Here is a 22,008-nt window from a genome sequence, read left to right as displayed (position 1 = left end):
TTCTCCCTTTCAGATATAGCCTTTTTCTTTTAATGAAGTGTAGGATTCATCGCCAACGATTATATGGTCAATTACATCTACGCCAATAATTTTCCCTGCTTCTACTAACCTTTTAGTCACCTCTATATCTTCTTTGCTTGGTTCAGGCTTCCCTGATGGATGATTATGTCCGACAATTATTGAAGCGGCATTGCTTAAAATTGCTGACTTCATCACCTCCCTAGGATGTACTATGCTAACGTTTAAGCTGCCAATGTGACATACATTAATTGATAATGGTTGGTTCTTTGTATCAAGCGAGGCAACAATGAAATGCTCTCGGTCTTTGTCCGCAAGGAACAACTTCATTAATTGGTAACCATCTTCGGGTGACCTTACAAACCTTTCTTTGTACAGTAGACTCGATTCCCTTACCAATTTTAGACTAACAATATTAATTCGTTTTGATGGTTGCATAATTTTCCTCCTAAAAAATAAAAGCCTTAGTGTGTTATTGACACTAAGACTTAAATATCGGTTCATGTTAATAATATACATTTATCAATCTATATCGTTACTTTCTTCTAACCACAGTTCATAACCCAAATTATCTCTTACCCCATCTTCAGATAGTAAATCGTCAATAGTTTTATTAAGCCTAGGAATTATAATATCAGAAACATGCTCTCCTTGTTCAATTCCTATATAACTTCTATTCAACTTTTGTGCGACAGCAGCTGTAGTTCCTGAGCCTAAATAAGCATCTAAAACTAACTCACCTTCATTGGTGCTAATTTCAATAATCCTTTTTAAAAGTGATTCTGGTTTAGGTGTATCAAATACATCTTGGTTTTTAAAAAGTGATTTTAAATGTTTTTTTGCTTGGTCTGTAGTTCCTACATCTTCAGCAAACCAAATAGTTTCTGGTGTTAGTCCTATTTTACTTTCACTAAGGAACTTTTTCCTTCGTGGAACACCATTACCTTCTTTTCCAAACCAAATATTGTTATTCTTAATTTCTTCTAACATTCGTTGTTCATTATAAGCCCAACATCTTCCTGCTGGTGGTTTATGCAAATTCCCGTTTGGAGCAACAATTGTATAAAACTGTGATGATACGGCATGACCAGCTTGAACAGAAACGGATATTGATTGCCAAGGTCCTCTAGGGTCATTATCTGGATTTTTGTACCTCTTTAGGAATTCTTCGTCTACATCCAATAAATTTCTTCTTTTCTTAAACTCGTCCGGTTTTTTTGCATATACTAAAATGTATTCATGATTATTTGAAAATGCCATACGGTTCTCTCGTGTTGTTCTATGCTCCCATACAATTGTATGAACAAAGTTTTTTCTACCAAAAATCTTGTCTGCAGCAACTTTCAGATAGTGTAATTCTCCATCGTCAATGGATATCCATAAGCTCCCCTTATCACTTAACAACTCAAAAAGTAACGGAAGAATATTACATAGTTTTTCTAACCATATATCAAAACCATCCGAATCATTATAGTGTATATATTCTTCATCATTATTATAGGGAGGGTCAATGTATATACAATCAACCCTGCCACGATAGATATCTCTAATTTGAGTTAGAACTTCTATGTTATCACCCTTGAAGATTTTGTTATTTGTATCTTCCATTCCATAATAAGCTTTTTTTTGATATTTCATTTTCTATTTCTTTCCACCTCCATTTGCTTCTGTACAAATTATCAGTATCTCTGCATCAGTAGGTACTTCGAAATTTTTATTAACTGCGTTTAATTTAGAATGAACAAATCCCTCAATAGAAAGCAATTCCACTTTATTAAAATATTTATTAGCTATATCACATAGTTCGCTAACTGTTTGGACTCTAGGAGTACTTTCTTTTTCAGCATTGTAAGGTGAATACGAAAGTATTAAACTGACGTTTTTTTCGCTTACCTTAGAAAATAAATTATTAAAAGCTTCCTTTGCGAGTGTTTTGATTGAAAAAGGAGACTGATGTCGCTCAGTTCTGTATAAACCTCGACTCATTTTCATTTTTCCATTTGTTTTTACCATAGTAATTTCAGGATTATCCCTTAGACTCATGGTCTCCAACACATGATAGTACCTACTATAGTGATAACGAGTGTATGGAGGGTCCGCATAAACTACCTTTGTATCACTACTTAAATTATTCAACGCATCATAGTAGTTGCTACAGAGAGATATATGGTTAAATATTCCCTTTTCCAAAGAAAAATACTTGTTAATTTGCTCTTCAAAAATCTGATATACATCAAGGCTTCTATCCTTAATAATTTTTGAAACAATTGATTTTTTAGGACTCCCCTTCCCATCGAAAGCCTTTAACGGTTGAGCAAATTGTTTACCTACAGTATTAACAACTTCACTGGCGGTACTTAAAGTAGCTGCAATTACAATATCTTTAACTCTGCTGTCAAACGAGTTAGCCATATTTAATAAATTATCTAACTCACTCGCTTGCTTAAAAGAAAAATACGTTCCACCGAAGTAGCGGCTTGTTATTGAATTTTCGGAGTCAATCAAATTTTTATCCTGAAGATTGTAAACAGTGGCACTTAATGCATTTTTTAATCCATCCGTTATATTTTCTCTTTCATAATTTAAAAAAGGTAAGATTGAACCATTTTCTACCAACTCACAAATATCAAAAATTTCATTTCCAGATGCTTTTGCAAGAGCCCATTCTTCATAGTTAATTAACGGTTTGAAACATTCCTGCAAATCAGTTACCTTATATCCAGTTAGTCTATTTTTAATTTCTAATAGGTCTTTCTCATAAAAAGGCTGTAAAACAGCGCTTGTTAATATCCTTGAATATTCCTGAATATCAACTGAAGTAACCGCCCTTTTTCCCCCTAAAAAGGAAGAAACTGTACCCGAGCCTGAAAAAACATCATAGACCCTACCAAAAGTAGGGTCTATTTCATCAATGATATTTGAAATGGTTTCAAGAATTCTCAATTTACTACCTAAATAGTGAATTGGTCTAAAAGCACCTTTTTCCTCTTCAAAAAGAGTAATCTGCTTATTCGAATTTACAACCATTTTCTATCATTCCTCAATTTATCAAATTACCAAAAGTTTAAGCTTGGACAGTTTTCTCTGAGTTCATCAACATCTGTCAAATACCGTCTCATTCTATTTCCCACTCTTGGTTGATAGTTATTTAAGTAGCTTAGAACTTCATTATAAATTACATCTTCCGGCATCACAAGAGAGTAAATAAAGGAACGGGTAGCTACTTTTATGAAAATTCCAATAGGTCTATTATCTCCCTCAGGATAATCTAAGCCACCTGCTGCATTTAATTCAACTCGATAGTTTTGGCTCCTTACAGACACTGTTGGTCTAACTTCTAATTCTTCTAGATTTCCTGTTGTGCCTACATGTCTTAGTAATATTCGTCTTTCCACATTTAATCCTGCTATCCCTCCAAAGAAACTTTCAAATACAGAACGATTGAAATTAGCTTGCTTCCATCGGTCACCACTGTTAGGGATTTCAGCTACAAGAACTTCAGGATTATCTTCTATTGTCCAAGCTTCATAATCCTCTGTCTCTAAGATTTCAGAGGGGATTTGTTCTGTATTTTGTGATTGATTCTCTGTTTCAGTGAAGGTATTTTCATCTTCATCTGCATCTAATTCCGTTTCTATTCTACGAGTTCTAATAAATCTTGTAGCATTCCTAGCAGCTTTTCTTACTACTTCTTCGTCATCTAGGTCACGTAGATTATCATTATTTTCACTAATCCAGACATTCCAATAATCTTCAAAAGCTCTTAACCCATTATGTGTAAGATAATTTATTGTAAAAGCTTCCCTGTTACGTCTTAAACCCTTTTCAGTTAAATTACCGGAACCCGTTATAAGCCTAATTTCTCCATCAACTTTAAACCAAATGAATTTTGGATGAAATAATGAACCTGAATCACTATGACAGAAAACTTTTACCTCCAAATTCGGATATAAGTCACTTAATTCCCTTAGTTTACCTAGTGTATTAGTATTAGTGATATCATCAATACCAACAATTAATGTAAAAGGATTATTCGATAAGAAGTTGCTAAGAATTGGGTCTTCAAATACTAATGAAGCCCCTCCAGATGTTGCAAAGGCAAACACCCCAGCACCATAATCAACATTATTATGGGTGCTAGTTGCCGCTGTTAATATTGCTTCATGAGTGGTTAAAGAGTAACTGAACCGGCCATCTTGGATATAGAACATTAGAAAACCCCATTTCTATAAATATAAGGAACCTATGTTCTATTTTACTTAACCAAGAAAATTCTGTCAATTGTATTCACTCATATATAATTAATTGATTAATAAAGTTAAAAAACCTCATTTACTTATGATACGGTTCTCCCCGATTTATCCGAAACGCCCGATAAATTTGTTCCACTAGGATCAGCCTCATTAGCTGGTGGGGGAAGGTCATCCGTGAAAATGACAGCTGCTCGTTTGAGCGCTTCAAAACATCCTCACTCAATCCCAATGAACCGCCGATCACAAAGGCAATTTTGCTTTTTCCATATGTAGCGAGTTTATCTAACGAATCAGCCAGTTCTTCTGATGATCCCAGCTTACCTTGGATTGCCAAGGCAATCACATATGTATCCTGGCCAATCTTTGCAAGAATTCGTTCGCCTTCTTTTTGCTTCACCTGCACCATTTCCAGCTCGCTTAATTCTTCCGGTGCCTTTTCATCCGCTACCTCGATGACATCAACCTTTGCATAGGCGGTTAATCTCTTTAAATACTCTTCAATGCCCTGCTTTAAATATTTCTCTTTTAACTTTCCAACCGTAATGATCGAGATATTCACAATCCACAACCCTTTTTATTAAATTACAAACAGCTTACAAACAAGTTATCCACAAAAGTTGTCCACATATTCACAATTTTTATCCACATCTTGTATGGAATCACTTGTTCGCCACCATATATACAGCCTGTTTTTCGCAATATTCACAGCCTGTTGATGACTTATCCACAGAAATCTTTGATAACACCGGATATGTTTGATATTGATCCACAATATCATCTAATGCAATTTCAATATGTTCCTCACAACTATAAATCAAACTTTTCACCTTCCCGAACTTCATTGTTCCTTTTATTTTGAGCTTTTCTAATTACAATCATACTTACGACCTCATTCATAATACCATAAGAAAAGGGAAAGTGAATTAATCACTCTCCCGTTTTACATGCACCATTATTACTGTAATTTTTCCGCCGATAATGTTAAGGTTGTTTCCTTTTGCTTTCCTTCACGGTAAAATTTAATCGTCATTTTCTCACCAATCTTCTTTTTCTGATACAAATGCTTCCGGAGGTCGATGACGTCATTTATTTTCTGACCGTCCATTTCGACAATGACATCAAGCTCTTGTAATCCCGCTTGTGATGCTGGTGAATTTGGCACGACTTGACGCAGTGCCACACCATAAGTGACATCACGAGGTAGTTTCAATGCCTCCTCTTGGTAGTAAGCAGGGATTTCCGCAACTGATTTTAAATCCACACCCATATACGGGCGTTTCACAGAGCCGAATTTTTCAAGGTCATCAATAATCGACTTGGCAGAATTGATGGGAATCGATAGACCAATTCCTTCAACCGCATTCTGGGCAATTTTCATCGAGTTAATCCCAATCACCTGGCCGGCCATATTGATTAACGCCCCGCCGCTGTTGCCGGGGTTAATAGCGGCATCCGTTTGCAGCACTTCTGATTGCCAGTCGACAATACCGTCTTGATTGATGTCAGTAGGAATCGTTCGTTTTAACCCCGAAATAATCCCTTGTGTGACAGAGCCTGAAAAAGTAGCGCCAAGTGGGTTCCCGATGGCAATGACCGGTTCACCCATTTTTAAACTGTCGGAATTGCCGAATTCTGCTACCTTCTTTACTTTGTCGGCATCGATTTCAAGCACGGCTAAATCCGTCCAAATATCGCTTCCTAAGAGCTTGGCCGGTATCTTCGTTCCATCCGCCATTGTGACTTCCAGTTTAGTTGCACCCTCGACAACGTGATGATTCGTTACAACAAAGGCCTTGTTGTCAGCCCTTTTATAAATAACACCTGAACCTGTCCCTGTAGGCTCTTCTGCATCAGCATTATCTGACCAAAAGCTTGACGACTGAATGTTGTTGATCCCGACAACCGCATCACCGGTTTTTTCAACTGCTTTGGTAATATTCGTATTCACATCATAGGAAACCTGCTGTTGAATGACATTCTGTTGATTCGTCTTGTTTGTTTCTGTCGCCGTATTTTGATTTGGATTAATAGTATAGGGCAGGACGCCTTGCTTTGACAAGGTTGGAATGGAAAAGACAACTAAAAGTGCACCAATAATCGCCCCGACTAAACTGGTAAGAAAATACCCGCCTCTTTTTCCTCTTTGCTCCCGATATCGCCCCTGTTGATGCTCGTCATAATAACCCATTAACACCATTCCTCTCATTCGAAAAGGTTGCTATCTACTATTTTGGCTTATAATAACAATTATACTCGTTCATCCGTAAATTACTAAAAAATTGCAATTTGTTACGAAAAACTTACCACTTTGTTCACAGATTATTAGTTTATTTCAATTTTTATAAAAAAAATGAAGTGCCTATAAAAAAGACAACTTCATTCAAAAAACTCCTATACTGCTGTTAAAATAGTTGGTATTTTCGGATCTGTATCATATAGCCCGAATTGTTCGCCAACCACAAGACCACGGCTCTCGAGCGTTTGCGCAACCGCCATTTTTGCTAAGTCCTTCATGTTATTATCAAGGCTTAAATGGGCGAGATAGACCCGCTTCGTTCTGTCCCCAACTACATCACTCATTGCAAGTGCCGCGTCCTCATTGGAAACATGGCCGACATCGCTTAGTATTCTCCGCTTAATATTCCAAGGGTATCTGCCCATGCGCAGCATTTGCACATCATGATTTGATTCAAAGATATACACATCGGCATTGGAGATAGTTCCTTTCATCCGGTCACTAACATAGCCTGTATCCGTTATGAGAACTAGCTTTTTTCCGGAATGATGGAAGACGTAAAACATCGGTTCTGCGGCATCATGCGAGACACCGAACGATTCAATATCAACCGAACCAAAACTCTTCACGGTTTCCATATTAAACATAAACTTTTGCTCTGTTGGAATCACACCAACCGAGCTTTCCATGGCACGCCATGTTTTTTCATTTGCAAAAACAGGCAAATGATATTTCCTGGCGAGAACACCTATCCCTTTAATATGATCGCTATGCTCATGAGTGACAAAGATACCGGAAAGCTTGCTGATATCACGGTCAATTTGTCCGAAAAGCGACTCCATCTGCTTCCCGCTAAACCCGGCATCCACTAGGAAGGAATGGTCATCAGACTCTACATACAGGGCGTTTCCCGTGCTCCCGCTTGCTAGGATGCTATAACGCAACGACATATTCCTCACTCCACTTTACTTTTTTCATCGCTATTAAACTGAATAATCTGCCCTTCAAAGGCATTTACAAACAGACTTTCCTTATCATCAACGACAAAGCGCCAGGTTGGTGCTAACACTTGGGATGCGGCTAATCCAACGAGCGTCGAATAACCAAGCTCAATCTTGGTAATCTTACTTTTTGGCTTTAATACACCCTTTTGATGCAAGGTTTCAATCGCCTTTAATGGAGAGAGAATTTCTTCCTTTGCCGTCAGTATGTTAATATCATCTAAATAGGTTTGTTGATAAGAAATAATTTGATTATCGGCATTCATTGTAAATGTAATCATACCCTTTATATTTTTATATAAGGGGAAATTGTCATATTGCTGATAGTACGTAATCGTATTTTTTTTATCATTTTTCTCCCAAAACTGATAGTGCTCACCAAATAGGACATTATCTTTAAAAAAAGTAGAAAGCTCAGCCGGTTCAAATTTGGTACTTATTTGAAGCGGCTTATCAAGTGTTACCGTTAGCGTGGTACCAGGGTCCTTAATAGATGCCACCTGACCTTTCAGCTTTGCCAAATCGCCTTTCGTGAAGGTTTTCGGCGTTGCACTTAGATATTGGCCTTTTATCGGTGCCTTTGGAAGCTCTTTATATGTGATTTCATCTGCCTTCAGTTTTTCTTCAAACGAAGCCTCTGTAGCTATTTCATACTTATTGGCATCACGGGTTTTCATGAATTGAAATAAGAGATATACATCAAGAATCAAGAAAGTAATAATAAAGATGGTTTTAATTTTACTCCAATCCATGCTTCAATCCTCCTAGATCTTCCATCGTAATTTGCCCCCAGGTTTTATCATAACGATAGAACCAGGCAGGTTCTAGAAGGATTAATTTATTCTCATCTGAATCCCTTTCCATTCGATAGCCCAAGATCAGTTCATCAAGAAGCTCTGGCTTAAAGTTCTTTTTACTTTGTAAAAATTCCAAGGCCATATGTCCTGATGGACGCGTAACCTTTTGCATCTCCGTTGTAAGCGGCAGCTCTAAAGCAATGTTCGGCCGGACATACATATTAATTTCATCGCGGCCCCAAACCTCATTAATTTCAGATAACCCCCTGTCGTTAAAAACAGGATAGCCATCCATGCTGTATAAACGGAAGGTTACAGACCGTTTATATTCACTTTTCGAAACAAAACGAAATGAATCCGTCCATCCGCCGTGATCATTGACAAAATCAATGCTTCTTTTGACTAAAGCAAAGGAGCTGTCCAGATAATTATCCTCTGCAGTTGGGTTTACATAGCGCAGGATATTGGTATTGTAATTGATATTCATTTTACTCGAGTCGTTCGTGTACTCTTCTCCACTGGCAACAAAGCTTTTCTGAACAAAACTTGGGTCGCTGAAGAGTGCAGCCTTGAATTCATCCGAATTAAGGGTAACCGGCAAATATTTATATGTCATCATTTGTGTTTCGCCTTCGGGCAGGAAGATCGTACGCCTTTCAGATACCTTATAAGCAAAATACTGCGGGTACCGGTTTGCATTTTTATAAAAGTCACGATTAAATTCGGTCAAATTGGTTGATGAGATATGGCTGATATAGACTTGCTGGTTTTCAGAGGAAACAAAATAAACAATCCCATTTTCCTTATCCAAACCCTCAACATTAATTATAATCCGATTGAAATTGAAGGAAGGTACCCTTTTTCCTTCAATATTTAAGACACTTCGATATAACTCTATTGGAACCTCTCCTGGAAAAATAATCTCAGCATTGCCGCTTCCATGGATTAATTCATCAATATTATCCACTTTGTCAGTATAATTTTTCACATCAAAAATAGACCACCGGCTCATGTCTTTGACCAGCTTTTCGAGCTCAGCTGTATTAGTAGTTCCATAATGCTGACCCTTTATATGAAACAATACCTGATCCGGTCTGACAATTTTTTGAACCTCTTGTTTTTCACTTACCGTGACCTCAGCAACATTATTGCTGTTTACCTCCAGCATGTCGAAGTTGGGCTGGTATGTCCAAAGATTCCATGTTAACAGAATACTAACCAAGACTAATACAGTTAAAATGCCTGATTTAATATTTTCGTATCTCATGACCATTCATCCTCTTCAGAACGTTCGTATGGCAGTGAAAAGGAAATCTTCGTTCCTTTTCCTTCCTCACTCGTTGCCCAAATGGCCCCGCCATGAGCATTGACCATCTCCTTCGCAATCGCCAAACCAAGTCCCGTACCACCTAGTTTCCGAGCTCTTGCTTTATCAACACGATAAAAGCGGTCAAAAATTTTGCCAATATTCTCTTTTGGAATCCCTACACCTTGGTCGGACACGCTGACGATGATTTGATCATTATTTTCTTTGACCGAAAAAGTGACTTGACCGCCTTCCGGGGAATACTTCAAGGCATTGGAGATGATATTGTATAATACTTGCGTCATTTTATCTTCATCGATTTCTACAAAAATTGCTTGCTTAGGCAGTTTTCTTTTAAAGGTGACGTTTTGCTCCTTGGACATCTCAAACCGATCGATGATCCGGTCGTAGAAATCGACAAAGTTGACCCATTCGATTGTCAGCTTATAATCAGTACTATCCATTTTTGATAATTGCAGCAGGTCATTGACAAGGCGGATCATTCGTTCTGTTTCGGTCCGTGTTACCTCTAAAAAGTTTGGCGCAATTTCCTCGTCCTGCCACGCCCCATCAGCAAGGGCTTCTAAATAACTGCGCATCGTTGTTAATGGCGTCCTTAGTTCATGTGAGACATTAGCAACAAACTCTCTTCTTTCCGCATCCACTTTTTCTTGCTCAGTAATATCATGAAGAACACAAATTAACCCATTAACAAAGCCTGTTTCTTTTTGTATGATAGAGAAGTTTGCTCTTAAAATATAGTGCTCAGCTTTTGTACTATAGTCCAATATTAAAGAATCCTTTTCCTCCTGCAAGTCCTCAAAGGAATTGGTATCTTCTAAGCTTAATAATGAGACAATCGGCTGAGAAAGGACTGTTTCACGTGAAACATTCAGCATTTCGGCAGCAGGTTCGTTGATTAAAATAACCCGGCCCTTCCTGTCAGTGGCAATCACTCCATCCGTCATATAGGACAAGACCGATGAAAGCTTTCTTCGTTCCCCTTCCGTCATCGCTTGGGATTCCTGAAGTTTTTTCGTTAAGTAATTAAAGGACATGGCCAATGTCCCCACTTCATCATTACCGTACACTTTGACCTTCCGCGAAAAATTCCCCTTTGCCATCGCTAATGCCTGCTTTTTCATATCCGCGATTGGCCTCGTGATCGTTTGAGCTAACAAAATACCTAGCACGGCAGTAATCGATAAAGCAATGCCCGTTCCCGTTGCAAAAATCCCATTAATGGTTTTCATTTGTTCAAACACATTTTCAATTTTAGCCACAAGGTCGATAGAACCAATCACTTTTTTACCGGATTTAATCGGAGTAGAGAGGACCCATATCCGATGGCTTGTTTGCGGATCGATCTTGATGGCACTTTGATCCTCTTCTAAAACCATCGATTGTTTTATTCGAAGCTCTGTTGTCCTTTGTCCGACAACTCCTTGATTATTTTGGTCTGAGGTGCCCAGTATTTTTAAGGATCTGTTTTCAATTACCCGGACTTCAGAGATATCACCTGCATCAAAGTCTCGGAGGATTTTCTTGATATCTTCCTCGAGCGTTGGATCTTCAGGTGTTCTTTCCTTTTCCATTTCCTCAACAATATTATAGGCTAGCAAATTTACCCGTTCTTTTAACGATGACTGGAAGTTTGTTCGTAACGTTTCTTCAAGCTGCCTGACAAAATAGACCCCAATAATTTGCATTGCCACTAATATAAGGAGGACATAGATGATGACGAATTTTACGTGTATTGAGCGAAAGAAACCAACCTTTTTCATTAAGTAAATTACTCCTGTTCAGGATTGCGCAAATAATATCCAACCCCGCGACGCGTAACGATCCATGTTGGATGGCTGGGGCTGTCCTCGATTTTTTCACGCAGGCGTCTAACAGTTACATCGACAGTCCGTACATCTCCGTAATAATCATAGCCCCATACAGTTTGCAGCAGATGTTCTCGTGTCATAACCTGGCCAATATGCTGCGCCAAATAATAGAGTAATTCGAACTCCCGATGTGTCAGTTCAATGGTTTCGCCTCGTTTGGAAACGACATATGCATCTGGATGAATCACAAGCGAGCCAATTTCAATTTCATTCGTTTCATTTTCACTATCCGGCTGGGCCAGGATTTGTTGATGACGGCGTAAATTGGCCTTCACACGGGCAATTAATTCTCTTGTACTGAATGGCTTTGTTACATAATCATCCGCACCAAGTTCAAGCCCTAACACTTTATCAATTTCAGAGTCCTTGGCTGTCAGCATAATAATCGGCATTTCATATTTCTTACGGACTTCGCGGCACACTTCCATTCCATCTCTTTGTGGAAGCATAATATCTAAAAGGATTAAGTCTGGCTGGATTTCTTCTACTAGGCGGATGGCTTCATTTCCATCATAAGCGCAGTAGACCACATAACCTTCTTTTTTTAAATTAAATTGCAAAATATCGGCAATTGGTTTTTCATCATCAACAACAAGAATTTTCTTTTCCATACCATTGCTCCTTTTCATTCAATTACAATCTATACAATTAATAGCTTCTGGAAGTCACACCTATACTAGTTTACTTTACCATTTTATTTGCTTAAATTCACCTATAAGCAGTAATTGGCAATAAGAAAGCGCTAGGGCGCTGTAGCTAGACATTTCTCAAAGTTAAAAAACAAAAGCCTCTAGTATTTAACTAGAGACTCTTGAACCATTATTTTAGATAAGAAAGCGGGTTTTCTAAGCTTCCATTTTTATACACTTCAAAATGGAGGTGAATCCCTGTTGCGTCACCGGTTGCACCCATTACGCCGATCGCTGTGCCCTTTGATACTGTTTGGCCAGCTGTTACACTAAGTGATGACATATGGCCATAAAGTGTGCGGTAACCATTTTGATGGTCAATGATAATTTTATTACCGTAACCGCCATCCCAGCCGGCAGAAACTACCACGCCGTTATCGGCCGCTTTTATGGTCCTGTCACTTGGTCTGGCAATATCAATCCCTTTATGCATTTTGCCCCAACGATAGCCCATTTGACTGGACACATAGCCGCCGACAGTCGGCCAGGCAAAACTGCCTTCGCCACGGGAAGGAATTGCTTTAGTTCCTTTTACAACAATATGATTAACAGGCTGCTGAAGGATTTGTTCGCTTGACTGCTCCTTCTTAACCATCACACCATTTTGCTCTGTAATCGCATATGTTACCGAACGAGAGCCGTTTTGCCCTTGTTGCTTTTCTTTTGTCTCACCCTTTGGCATCGATGAGTCCTCGACTACTTCATTTGTAAAAGGAATGTCTTCCTTTTGATTTACTTCTTTATCAACAATCACTTCCAAAAACGGTTGAAGCGCCGTGACATTAATTTCTTGGCCAATTTGTAAAAGAGAATCCGCTGTTAAACCCGGATTTAACGCCAACATATCAACCATCTTCAGTCCGTGATCCTGCGCAATGGTTTCAAGCACATCGCCATCTTGAATGGCATACTTCTTTTCTTCTAAAGTGCCTTTTTGTAAAAATGTAACTGCGTCATCAGCAGACATAATTTTCTCCGGAGCAATATTTTCTGCTCCGATTGAAACTTCCTTTGATAACCGAACGTCTATTATACGAGATTCATTTTCCTGTAATGCCGGTAAGGATGCATCTGCTTGGGCTTTTCTTGCCACAAGTTCTGTTAATTGCTCCTCTGACACATATTGCAGCTTAAACTTTTTCATTACTTCTTTTGCTGTATCTTCATTATCCAAGTAAACAACAGGCTTCCCGTCAATCACGATTGCGGATGCTTCTGCTTGAACCTGAAATGTGTCTTTGATGGTTTGAACTGTTTCCTGATTAGTTGCTGCAGTGCGGAAGACTTGTTCAGGTATGTATTTAACTTGCGATCCAATTTTTAAATCAGCATTCTTAAAGGAACTCTTTGCTGTGTTGACTTTTTCATCAATAATTTTATTAATTACGTCTTTGTCAGTAACATTGCCTATATATGTACCATTAAGATATACATGATAAATGGTGGTCAATTTTGATGATGTGGCAAAAGCAACCGGCCCATTGCTAAAGGCGATAACAGACGCAGCCATGGCGGTGATTACAGTTGTTTTTAATAATAAAAACTTTTTTGACTTTTTATTCGAGAATAACATTTTTTCCTCCTAAACCACGGTAAAACCCTTATAAACTTGATTTTAATCATGAAAAGAATTTTCCAGAATTTTAGACCTCTTTTACTCTAACATAGTTTTATTTAAAAAGATTAATAGTCTTTATAATGTAACAAAAATGTATAATTACTGACATTTTCCTACATCCTTTTGAAATATGCTAGTCTATTTGTCATGTTTTTCTTTTGGATTTATTTGAAAAAGTAGTGGAGAATCCCTATTAAATCAAGATTCATATAGTTCGAGAGTAGTAGATTCTGTTTTTGCAAAATAGGACAAACTAAGGGGCTTTTTTGTAAAAAACTGGCGTAATTGTTTCATCTGTATTACAAAAGTAATAATAATAAAGTAAAAAAAGAAGCTTGCACATGCAAGCTTCCTTTTTTATGGCTCAGGACGGAATCGAACCGCCGACACAAGGATTTTCAGTCCTTTGCTCTACCGACTGAGCTACTGAGCCATATAGATGGCGGTCTGGACGGGACTCGAACCCGCGACCTCCTGCGTGACAGGCAGGCATTCTAACCAACTGAACTACCAGACCAAATGACCCCTACGGGATTCGAACCCGTGTTACCGCCGTGAAAGGGCGGTGTCTTAACCGCTTGACCAAGGGGCCATTGTAAAATTAATGGTGAGCCATGAAGGACTCGAACCTTCGACCCTCTGATTAAAAGTCAGATGCTCTACCAACTGAGCTAATGGCTCGTACTATTTTGATTCTCTATTTGAGCTAATGGCTCGTAGTAATTTGTCGTATTGTGACGACGCTTTTTATATTATCATGGTTACTAATAGGAACGCAATACTTTTTTAAAGTTTTTTTTAAAAAGATTGAAGCCCGCCAAAATGCGGGCTTCGCATAAATAGTTTAGATTTGTCTCCAAGGGCTGCGAACGACATTTGTTTGTGTCCGATCAGGGCCGACAGAGAAGGTGGTTAATGGTACTCCTGTCAGCTGGGTTACACGTTCAACATAATGACGGGCATTTACTGGCAGTTCATCTAATGATTTAACCCCCGTAATATCCTCTGTCCAGCCGGGAAGCTCTTCATAAATAGGTTCACATTGCGATAATATCCTTAAGTTTGCAGGGTATTCAGTAATCACTTCGTCATTATAACGATAAGCTGTACAAATCTTTAAGGTTTCAATTCCTGTTAACACATCAATGGAGTTAAGCGATAAATCTGTTAAACCACTGACACGACGGGCGTGACGCACGACGACGCTATCAAACCAGCCAACCCGGCGAGGGCGCCCTGTTGTTGTTCCATATTCACGGCCGACTTCACGGATGCGATTTCCGATTTCATTATTTAATTCTGTCGGAAATGGGCCATCGCCAACTCGAGATGTATAGGCTTTACAAACGCCGACTACATGGGTAATTTTAGAAGGGCCAACCCCGGAACCAATTGTTACCCCTCCAGCCACTGGGTTTGATGAAGTGACAAATGGATAGGTACCTTGGTCAATATCAAGCATAACGCCCTGGGCACCTTCAAATAAAACGCGCTTGCCATCATCCAATGCATCGTTTAACACAACGGAAGTATCACAAACGTATTTTTTAACTTGTTGGCCGTATTCATAATATTCATCAAGAATATCTTCCTTCTTAAAGCCTTCAGTTTCGTAAATACGTTCAAATAAACGATTCTTTTCTTCAAGATTCTGTTCTAATTTTTCTTCAAATATTTCACGGTCAAGTAAATCAGCAATCCGGATGCCGACACGTGCCGCCTTATCCATGTAGGCAGGGCCGATCCCTTTTTTAGTTGTGCCAATTTTATTGGCGCCTTTACGAGTCTCTTCCACTTCATCCAATTTTAAATGGTATGGCAGGATCACATGGGCACGATTACTAATCCGAAGATTTTCGGTTGTAATTCCTTTTTCATGTAAATAAGCAAGCTCGGCTACAAGTGCCTTTGGATCGACAACCATTCCATTGCCGATGACACTAATTTTTTCTTTATTAAAAATCCCTGAAGGAATTAAATGTAATTTGTAGGTTTCGCCGTTAAATTTGATGGTGTGGCCTGCATTGTTTCCACCTTGATAACGAGCGATGACCTCAGCATTTTCTGAAAGGAAATCAGTTATTTTCCCTTTTCCTTCGTCTCCCCATTGCGTACCAACAACCACTACTGATGACATGAAAGGCACCTCCAAAATTTTTGCTTCCATTAATAATTAATTTATCACCACAATAGTTTATCAATATTACGTCTAAAAATCAAACCAAACACGAACATTTAATATAAAAATATGAAATATGTTCGTAAATATAGCAATCTATCAAAATATAAAAAAAGCCAGCCAAAGGATCGGCTGACTTCACTATCTTTACGTTACGCTCCTTGTGGATCATACCGTGTCTCTAAATTGACGAACTTATTATATTCCTTCACAAAGGCCAACGAAACCGTCCCTGTTGGGCCATTCCGCTGCTTGGCAATGATAATCTCAATAATATTCTTATTCTCAGATTCTTTATCGTAATAATCATCACGATATAAGAAAGCTACAATGTCGGCATCCTGCTCAATACTTCCGGATTCACGAATATCAGACATCATTGGCCGTTTATCTTGGCGCTGCTCAACACCACGGGAAAGCTGTGAAAGGGCAATAACCGGGACTTTAAGTTCGCGGGCTAATTGCTTAAGGGAACGGGAAATTTCCGAAACTTCCTGCTGCCGGTTCTCACCGGATCTGCCGCTTCCTAAGATCAGCTGCAAGTAATCAATTAAAATCATCCCTAAACCATGCTCTTGCTGAAGCCGTCGGCATTTCGAACGAATTTCACTGATTCTAACCCCAGGAGTATCATCGATAAATATCCCTGAGTTTGAAAGGCTGCCCATTGCCATTGTCAGCTTGCCCCAGTCTTCATCTGTAAGGGAGCCGGTACGAAGCCTTTGCGCATCGATATTGCCCTCTGAACAAAGCATACGCATAACAAGCTGTTCGGCACCCATTTCAAGGCTGAAAATAGCGACATTTTCACTTGTTTTCGTTGCCACATTTGCAGCAATATTCAAGGCAAAGGCGGTTTTACCTACGGAAGGACGTGCGCCAACAATAATTAAATCATTACGCTGGAATCCAGCCGTCATTCTGTCCAACTCAGCAAACCCAGTTGAGATACCAGTAATATCCCCTACGCGGTTGTGCATTTCCTCGATATTGTCATACGTACGGACAAGGACATCTTTGATATTATGGAACGCTCCGGCATTCTTTCGCTGAGCGACTGCCATAATATTTTTCTCTGCTTCACTTAAAAGGGCCTCGACCTCATCTTCACGGGAATAGCCATCAGAGGCAATGTCAGTCGCTGTACGAATTAATCTTCTAAGTAATGACTTTTCTTCTACGATTCTAGCATAATACTCAATATTCGCAGCCGTCGGAACAGAGCCCGCTAGATCACTTAAATAGCTGACACCGCCGATATCCTCTATTAGTTTAGCTGCCGCAAGTTCCTCCGTTACTGTGACCAAGTCAACGGCTTTACCTTGATCATTTAAATGCAGCATCACATGAAAGATCTTTTGGTGGGAGGCACGGTAAAAGTCCTCTGGAATTAAAACTTCTGAAGCCAATGTGAGCGCAGAAGGCTCTAGAAAGATTGCCCCTAATACAGCCTGCTCTGCCTCAATATTTTGCGGCGGCATACGATCCGCATATACATCATTCATCTATTAAAAACCCCCTACCTTAGAAGGATTTATCAAAAAGGTCATAAAGAAAAAAGTGACCAGTCAAAACCGATCACATTCCATCCGATTGCTTACTTGTTATATTCTATCATGTTTATTCTTACTTTCGCACTGGCAAATTTTTATCCTATTTTACTTCTGTTACTGAAACCGTTAACGTCGCTGTGACTTCATGGTGAAGCTTTACCGGCACCTTTGTGTGGCCAAGCGTCCGAATGGCATCTGTTAGTTCCATTTTCCGTTTATCGATTTTAATGCCATGTTTTTTTTGCAGCTCTTCGGCAACTTGTTTCGTTGTAATCGACCCAAAAAGGCGTCCGCCTTCACCGGCTTTGGCTGTTAATTCAACTGTAATTTTATCCAAGGTTTCCTTTAGCTTCTTCGCTTCAGCAAGCTCTTCAGCTGCCATTTTATCCTGCTTCTTCTTTTGCGCATCTAATGAACTGATGCTGGCATTATTTGCTTCAACCGCTAAACCCTGCTTAATTAAAAAGTTATGTGCATAGCCGTCTGCTACATTTTTCACTTCGCCTTTTTTTCCTTTACCCTTAACATCTTTTAAAAAAATGACCTTCATTCCTTTTTCACTCCTTCAAAATATTCATCAATTGCCAGCTTTAATTGTGCCTCTGTTTCTTCAATGGATAGGCCTGTTAACTGGGTGGCTGCATTTGTTAAATGACCGCCGCCTTTAAGGCTTTCCATAATTACCTGGACATTGACGTTCCCAAGTGACCTTGCACTGATCCCAATGACACCTTCAGCCCGTTTTGCAATCACAAAGGAGGCAAGCACCCCATCCATCGTTAACAGTGTATCTGCAGCTTGTGCAATAATCACTTGATCATGGATCTCATGTTCCATTCCTTTCGCAATTGCAACCCCATCACGGTAGAAGGAAACTGATTCAATTAACTTCGATCTTTTTATATATGTATCAACATCTTCTTTTAAAAACTTCTGAACGAGAATCGTATCAGCTCCGTGAGCTCGAAGATAGGAGGCAGCATCAAATGTCCTTGAGCCGGTCCTTAAGGAAAAACTTTTTGTATCGACAATGATGCCTGCTAAAAGAGCAGTAGCTTCAATCATCTCTATTTTACCGCGTTTAGGCTGGTATTCCAAAAATTCCGTTACAAGCTCCGCAGTAGAAGAGGCATATGGCTCCATATATACGAGCAATGGATTGGCAATAAAATCTTCGCCTCGGCGATGATGGTCGATGACGACAACATGGTCAATTTTGTTTAATAAACGTTCCTCCATGACCATTGAAGGTTTATGGGTATCAACAACAACAAGCAAGGTTTTGTCCGTAGCCATTTCCAGAGCCTGTTCGGGACCAATTAAACGGGAAAATAACTGCTCCTGCTGGCGAAGTTCGTCCATCAGCCGTTTTACACCATTGTCCAATTCCTGCATATTCACAACAATATAGGCTTCCTTTTGGTTCATTTGCGCGACCTTATAAATGCCAATACTTGAACCAATCGAATCCATATCAGGGTTTTTATGTCCCATGATAATGACTTTATCACTGGCAATAATTAAATCCCTTAAAGCATGTGAAATGACGCGAGCCCGAACCCGAGTCCGTTTTTCAACTGGATTTGTTTTTCCGCCAAAGAACTTTACTTTTCCATTCGGGAGTTTAATGGCCACTTGATCACCGCCCCTGCCTAAGGCCAAATCCAGACTTGATTGGGCTAAGACTCCTAATTCCGGCAGGGAGGACACGCCGGTGCCAACACCGATACTCAAGGTAAACGAAACATTCTGCTTCGATGTCAATTCCCGTATCTCATCAAGGATGGTAAATTTCCCTTTTTCAAGAATATGAAGAATTCTTTCGCTAAAAACGGCAATAAAGCGTTCTGATGAAACTCTTTTCAAGAAAATCCCATTATCATGTGCCCACTTATTCAAAATAGAAGTGACTAAATTATTGATACTGCCGCGCATCTGATCATCCATCCCTTGGGTTAGATCATCATAATTATCTAAAAAGATTGTTGCAATGACGGTCCTATCATCCTGGTACCTTTTCTCAATTTCCTTTTGTTCCGTTACATCGAAAAAGTACAGCAGCCGTTCTTCACGTTTATGAATCACACGAAATTTTCGATCGTGGAGGGTAATAACTTCCGTCTCAACCTCCTGTTTAATCAACGGAATCAGCGTATCCGCGATATCATAAAGTGATCTGCCTACCAATGTATCCTCATCAAAATAAGATGACAGAAACGGGTTTGTCCACTCAATATAATATTCCTCATTGATGAGCATAATCCCAATCGGCATTTCCATCAGCGCTTCCTCGCCAACCTTTTTCACCCGGTAAGAAAGCGTGGAAATATATTCTTCCATTTCCGTCCGTTCACGATGATCAATGACAAACATATAGTAGATTGGGAAAAACATTAATAGCAGCCCGGCCACACTTAAGATCCAATTATATAATAACAGGACAATGAGCAGGATCACTGTAACGCCAATTAGCCCATAAAAAGGGTAACGAATGGACCGCTTTTCTAAAAATGCAGGCAAAGTTCTCAGCTCCTTGACGCTAGTCTTACTCTTTTTTGGCAAACTGTTTTCTAAAATCAAAACCTAAATCAGTAATACCTACTAACATTATTATAGTATGGACAAGGGGAATCGTGAAGGAAAGAATTGCAACAAATATACCAAGCCCTTTAGCAACTGACCTTTGATGGAAAAAATAAAATAAAAAGGAAAGCCCCTGAAAAATAAGGAAAAACTCCAATATGTAACGCGCGTTGAGTAAAACAGAAAGTAAATAAGTCCCTTCCTGCGGCCGAAGCACGAGCATCGCCCCTAAGGCAATTAAATAATACCATAACAGGCTCTTTGGCAAGGATAGATTGCGAAATTTGCCCCACGGCTGCACATTTATGCCAAATCGTTTTACAATTGGAAAACATACCCATTGAATAACAAACGACATGAGGACAGATCCCAAAATCAAATAGCTGGGTGCATATATTTCAATCATTTTTATGAGGTTGGCATTTTGCTCTTTCAGGTCTTTTATTTTCTTTTCATTCCCCATGGCTTTCAGTAGCTCTTGGTTGTCTTTCAACGATTGATTTAATGCGGTATGAAGCTCATGAATGATATCAAATTTTATAAAGGCCGTAATCACTACATAATAAATGACTATGCCCGCCATTAAGATCAGTGAACTGGAAATTAATATCGCATTCCGGCTTTTGTTTTTTTGCAGCATGTAACCAATGAACACACCTACAGGTCCGTATAAAAGCATGAGGCCAAGACCTGGTAACGAGCCTGCAATAAAGGAAATGACGATTGCAGCTAAAAAGAAGGCAGAAATATTTTTGATGTTGTTTTTTGCTGCGAAAATGATAAATGGTGCCGGCAGGACTACGTTTAGAAAAGAACCGATAACCGGTACGTAAATCGTTATCAATAAAAGAACAGTTACTGCAGCTAAAAGAATGGCACCTTCTGTTAGTTTATGTACATTTTTCACTACTTCACCTCTAGTAATTTCCAAGCTATTCTCTTATTTTAGACTAAATAGGAGATGTGATACAACAATGTAAAAAGTAAAAAGGCAGCAAGGGCGTCCCTTACTGCCTTAATGCTTATTATTCACCAGCCACGAATGGTAGTAATGCCATTTGACGTGAACGTTTGATAGCAACTGTTAGTTTACGCTGATATTTAGCACTTGTACCAGTTACACGACGTGGTAAAATTTTTCCACGCTCAGAGATAAACTTTTTAAGTAAATCAACATCTTTATAATCGATTTTAGTGATACCATTTGCTGTGAAATAGCACACTTTACGGCGTTTTGCGCGTCCGCCTTTACGTCCTCCTGCCATGAAAATTCCCTCCTTTATTATGTTATGTTTATAAGGTTTTGTTTAAAATGGCAGATCATCATCAGAGATGTCAATTTGACCATTTCCAGCGAATGGATCTTCATCCATGCGGGTAAAACCTTTGTTTTGATTTTGATTTTGGTTTTGGTTTTGATTCTGACGCTGATTCTGGTTGCTGCTGCCATATGAATTACCTTGTGGTTCCATAGGAGGAGCACCATAATAATCGTTGCCTCTTCCACCACCGCCGCCTGAAGAAGATTTAGGCTCTAGAAATTGAACACTTTCTGCTTGAACCTCTGTAACGTATACACGTTTACCATCTTGTCCTTCATAGTTGCGGGTTTGAATACGGCCATCGACACCTGCAAGACTGCCCTTTTTCAAAAAGTTAGCCACATTTTCAGCTGGTTTACGCCAAACAACACAGTTAATAAAGTCTGCTTCACGCTCACCTGACTGACTAGAAAATGGTCGGTTAACTGCTAAAGTAAAGGTAGCAACAGGAACCCCATTTGGTGTATAACGCAAATCAGGATCTTTTGTTAAACGGCCAACAAGCACGACACGATTCATCATCAGAATCAACTCCTTTTCTTCTGGTAAACGTTTCACGTG

The 22,008-nt window shown here is 39.2% G+C and carries 20 protein-coding genes and 4 tRNA genes; all 24 read right to left on the bottom strand.

What is annotated here, in order from left to right; translation table 11 throughout:
- Positions 1-9: 9 nt before the first annotated feature.
- The 24 genes from radC to ssb all read right to left on the bottom strand — a co-directional run bounded on the left by radC (position 10) and on the right by ssb (position 21,969).
- On the bottom strand, positions 10-456 hold the full coding sequence (gene radC / locus ACIQXV_RS06885) for a RadC family protein (RefSeq protein ID WP_402957221.1): 447 nt from the start codon (positions 454-456) through the stop codon (positions 10-12).
- 84 nt (positions 457-540) lie between these two features.
- Positions 541-1,656: a site-specific DNA-methyltransferase gene (locus tag ACIQXV_RS06880; protein WP_402957219.1), complete on the bottom strand. Its 1,116-nt coding sequence runs from the start codon at positions 1,654-1,656 to the stop codon at positions 541-543.
- 3 nt (positions 1,657-1,659) lie between these two features.
- Positions 1,660-3,045, bottom strand: coding sequence for a DNA adenine methylase (locus ACIQXV_RS06875; protein WP_402957218.1), 1,386 nt, complete (start codon positions 3,043-3,045; stop codon positions 1,660-1,662).
- 26 nt (positions 3,046-3,071) lie between these two features.
- Complete coding sequence (locus tag ACIQXV_RS06870) at positions 3,072-4,229, bottom strand: phospholipase D family protein (protein WP_402957216.1); 1,158 nt, start codon at positions 4,227-4,229, stop codon at positions 3,072-3,074.
- Positions 4,230-4,350: 121 nt separating this feature from the next.
- Positions 4,351-4,830 carry a 23S rRNA (pseudouridine(1915)-N(3))-methyltransferase RlmH gene (rlmH, locus tag ACIQXV_RS06865; protein ID WP_402957215.1) on the bottom strand — a complete coding sequence of 160 codons (480 nt, stop codon included), beginning with the start codon at positions 4,828-4,830 and terminating at the stop codon, positions 4,351-4,353.
- Between the two features lie 100 nt (positions 4,831-4,930).
- The gene (locus ACIQXV_RS06860) at positions 4,931-5,098 is read right to left on the bottom strand and encodes a CxxH/CxxC protein (RefSeq protein WP_402957712.1); all 168 of its coding nucleotides are present in this window, start codon (positions 5,096-5,098) and stop codon (positions 4,931-4,933) included.
- Positions 5,099-5,226: 128 nt separating this feature from the next.
- Entirely contained in the window at positions 5,227-6,459 is a 1,233-nt protein-coding gene (locus tag ACIQXV_RS06855; protein ID WP_402957213.1) for a S1C family serine protease, read from the bottom strand.
- A 203-nt stretch (positions 6,460-6,662) separates the two neighbouring features.
- On the bottom strand, positions 6,663-7,457 hold the full coding sequence (locus ACIQXV_RS06850) for an MBL fold metallo-hydrolase (RefSeq protein ID WP_402957211.1): 795 nt from the start codon (positions 7,455-7,457) through the stop codon (positions 6,663-6,665).
- Between the two features lie 5 nt (positions 7,458-7,462).
- Positions 7,463-8,260 (bottom strand): two-component system regulatory protein YycI, encoded by a 798-nt coding sequence (locus ACIQXV_RS06845; RefSeq protein WP_402957209.1) that lies wholly within the window; start codon positions 8,258-8,260, stop codon positions 7,463-7,465.
- The gene (locus ACIQXV_RS06840; RefSeq protein WP_402957208.1) at positions 8,247-9,572 is read right to left on the bottom strand and encodes a YycH family regulatory protein; all 1,326 of its coding nucleotides are present in this window, start codon (positions 9,570-9,572) and stop codon (positions 8,247-8,249) included. Before ACIQXV_RS06840 ends, ACIQXV_RS06845 begins: the two co-directional genes overlap by 14 nt.
- The gene (walK, locus tag ACIQXV_RS06835; protein WP_402957206.1) at positions 9,569-11,395 is read right to left on the bottom strand and encodes a cell wall metabolism sensor histidine kinase WalK; all 1,827 of its coding nucleotides are present in this window, start codon (positions 11,393-11,395) and stop codon (positions 9,569-9,571) included. Before walK ends, ACIQXV_RS06840 begins: the two co-directional genes overlap by 4 nt.
- 8 nt (positions 11,396-11,403) lie before the next feature.
- Entirely contained in the window at positions 11,404-12,114 is a 711-nt protein-coding gene (gene yycF, locus ACIQXV_RS06830) for a response regulator YycF (RefSeq protein WP_402957205.1), read from the bottom strand.
- 208 nt (positions 12,115-12,322) lie between these two features.
- A complete protein-coding gene (locus ACIQXV_RS06825; protein WP_402957203.1) occupies positions 12,323-13,765 on the bottom strand; it encodes a peptidoglycan DD-metalloendopeptidase family protein in 1,443 nt (480 codons plus the stop codon).
- Positions 13,766-14,170: 405 nt separating this feature from the next.
- Positions 14,171-14,243 (bottom strand) — tRNA-Phe (locus ACIQXV_RS06820).
- A 7-nt stretch (positions 14,244-14,250) separates the two neighbouring features.
- Positions 14,251-14,327 (bottom strand) — tRNA-Asp (locus ACIQXV_RS06815).
- 3 nt (positions 14,328-14,330) lie between these two features.
- Positions 14,331-14,402, bottom strand: a tRNA-Glu gene (locus ACIQXV_RS06810).
- Positions 14,403-14,415: 13 nt separating this feature from the next.
- A tRNA-Lys gene (locus ACIQXV_RS06805) sits at positions 14,416-14,491 on the bottom strand.
- 163 nt (positions 14,492-14,654) lie between these two features.
- Positions 14,655-15,947 carry an adenylosuccinate synthase gene (locus tag ACIQXV_RS06800; RefSeq protein ID WP_402957201.1) on the bottom strand — a complete coding sequence of 431 codons (1,293 nt, stop codon included), beginning with the start codon at positions 15,945-15,947 and terminating at the stop codon, positions 14,655-14,657.
- A gap of 194 nt (positions 15,948-16,141) precedes the next feature.
- Entirely contained in the window at positions 16,142-17,494 is a 1,353-nt protein-coding gene (gene dnaB / locus ACIQXV_RS06795; RefSeq protein WP_402957199.1) for a replicative DNA helicase, read from the bottom strand.
- A 148-nt stretch (positions 17,495-17,642) separates the two neighbouring features.
- The gene (gene rplI, locus ACIQXV_RS06790; RefSeq protein ID WP_402957197.1) at positions 17,643-18,092 is read right to left on the bottom strand and encodes a 50S ribosomal protein L9; all 450 of its coding nucleotides are present in this window, start codon (positions 18,090-18,092) and stop codon (positions 17,643-17,645) included.
- Positions 18,089-20,062, bottom strand: a complete 1,974-nt coding sequence (locus ACIQXV_RS06785; RefSeq protein ID WP_402957195.1) for a DHH family phosphoesterase — start codon at positions 20,060-20,062, stop codon at positions 18,089-18,091. Before ACIQXV_RS06785 ends, rplI begins: the two co-directional genes overlap by 4 nt.
- A gap of 25 nt (positions 20,063-20,087) precedes the next feature.
- Entirely contained in the window at positions 20,088-21,032 is a 945-nt protein-coding gene (locus ACIQXV_RS06780) for a YybS family protein (protein ID WP_402957194.1), read from the bottom strand.
- 118 nt (positions 21,033-21,150) lie between these two features.
- Positions 21,151-21,390 carry a 30S ribosomal protein S18 gene (gene rpsR / locus ACIQXV_RS06775; RefSeq protein ID WP_066389897.1) on the bottom strand — a complete coding sequence of 80 codons (240 nt, stop codon included), beginning with the start codon at positions 21,388-21,390 and terminating at the stop codon, positions 21,151-21,153.
- A gap of 42 nt (positions 21,391-21,432) precedes the next feature.
- Positions 21,433-21,969, bottom strand: a complete 537-nt coding sequence (ssb, locus tag ACIQXV_RS06770) for a single-stranded DNA-binding protein (protein WP_402957191.1) — start codon at positions 21,967-21,969, stop codon at positions 21,433-21,435.
- Positions 21,970-22,008: the final 39 nt, after the last annotated feature.

The sequence above is a fragment of the Neobacillus sp. NPDC097160 genome (assembly GCF_044762155.1).
In the GTDB taxonomy this organism is placed as follows: Bacteria; Bacillota; Bacilli; order Bacillales; family Cytobacillaceae; genus Neobacillus.
This window is presented reverse-complemented; position numbering and strand designations above follow the sequence as displayed.

Bases quoted from the DNA above. Each gene is read 5' to 3' on its own strand.
- ACIQXV_RS06850 (WP_402957211.1), bottom strand. From the start codon at position 7,457: ATGTCGTTGCGTTATAGCATCCTAGCAAGCGGGAGCACGGGAAACGCC.
- ACIQXV_RS06800 (WP_402957201.1), bottom strand. From the start codon at position 15,947: ATGTCATCAGTAGTGGTTGTTGGTACGCAATGGGGAGACGAAGGAAAA.
- rpsR (WP_066389897.1), bottom strand. From the start codon at position 21,390: ATGGCAGGAGGACGTAAAGGCGGACGCGCAAAACGCCGTAAAGTGTGC.
- walK (WP_402957206.1), bottom strand. From the start codon at position 11,395: ATGAAAAAGGTTGGTTTCTTTCGCTCAATACACGTAAAATTCGTCATC.
- ACIQXV_RS06875 (WP_402957218.1), bottom strand. From the start codon at position 3,045: ATGGTTGTAAATTCGAATAAGCAGATTACTCTTTTTGAAGAGGAAAAA.
- ACIQXV_RS06825 (WP_402957203.1), bottom strand. From the start codon at position 13,765: ATGTTATTCTCGAATAAAAAGTCAAAAAAGTTTTTATTATTAAAAACA.
- ACIQXV_RS06840 (WP_402957208.1), bottom strand. From the start codon at position 9,572: ATGAGATACGAAAATATTAAATCAGGCATTTTAACTGTATTAGTCTTG.
- ACIQXV_RS06870 (WP_402957216.1), bottom strand. From the start codon at position 4,229: ATGTTCTATATCCAAGATGGCCGGTTCAGTTACTCTTTAACCACTCAT.
- ACIQXV_RS06880 (WP_402957219.1), bottom strand. From the start codon at position 1,656: ATGAAATATCAAAAAAAAGCTTATTATGGAATGGAAGATACAAATAAC.
- rplI (WP_402957197.1), bottom strand. From the start codon at position 18,092: ATGAAGGTCATTTTTTTAAAAGATGTTAAGGGTAAAGGAAAAAAAGGC.
- ACIQXV_RS06845 (WP_402957209.1), bottom strand. From the start codon at position 8,260: ATGGATTGGAGTAAAATTAAAACCATCTTTATTATTACTTTCTTGATT.
- ACIQXV_RS06855 (WP_402957213.1), bottom strand. From the start codon at position 6,459: ATGGGTTATTATGACGAGCATCAACAGGGGCGATATCGGGAGCAAAGA.
- ssb (WP_402957191.1), bottom strand. From the start codon at position 21,969: ATGATGAATCGTGTCGTGCTTGTTGGCCGTTTAACAAAAGATCCTGAT.
- dnaB (WP_402957199.1), bottom strand. From the start codon at position 17,494: ATGAATGATGTATATGCGGATCGTATGCCGCCGCAAAATATTGAGGCA.
- yycF (WP_402957205.1), bottom strand. From the start codon at position 12,114: ATGGAAAAGAAAATTCTTGTTGTTGATGATGAAAAACCAATTGCCGAT.
- radC (WP_402957221.1), bottom strand. From the start codon at position 456: ATGCAACCATCAAAACGAATTAATATTGTTAGTCTAAAATTGGTAAGG.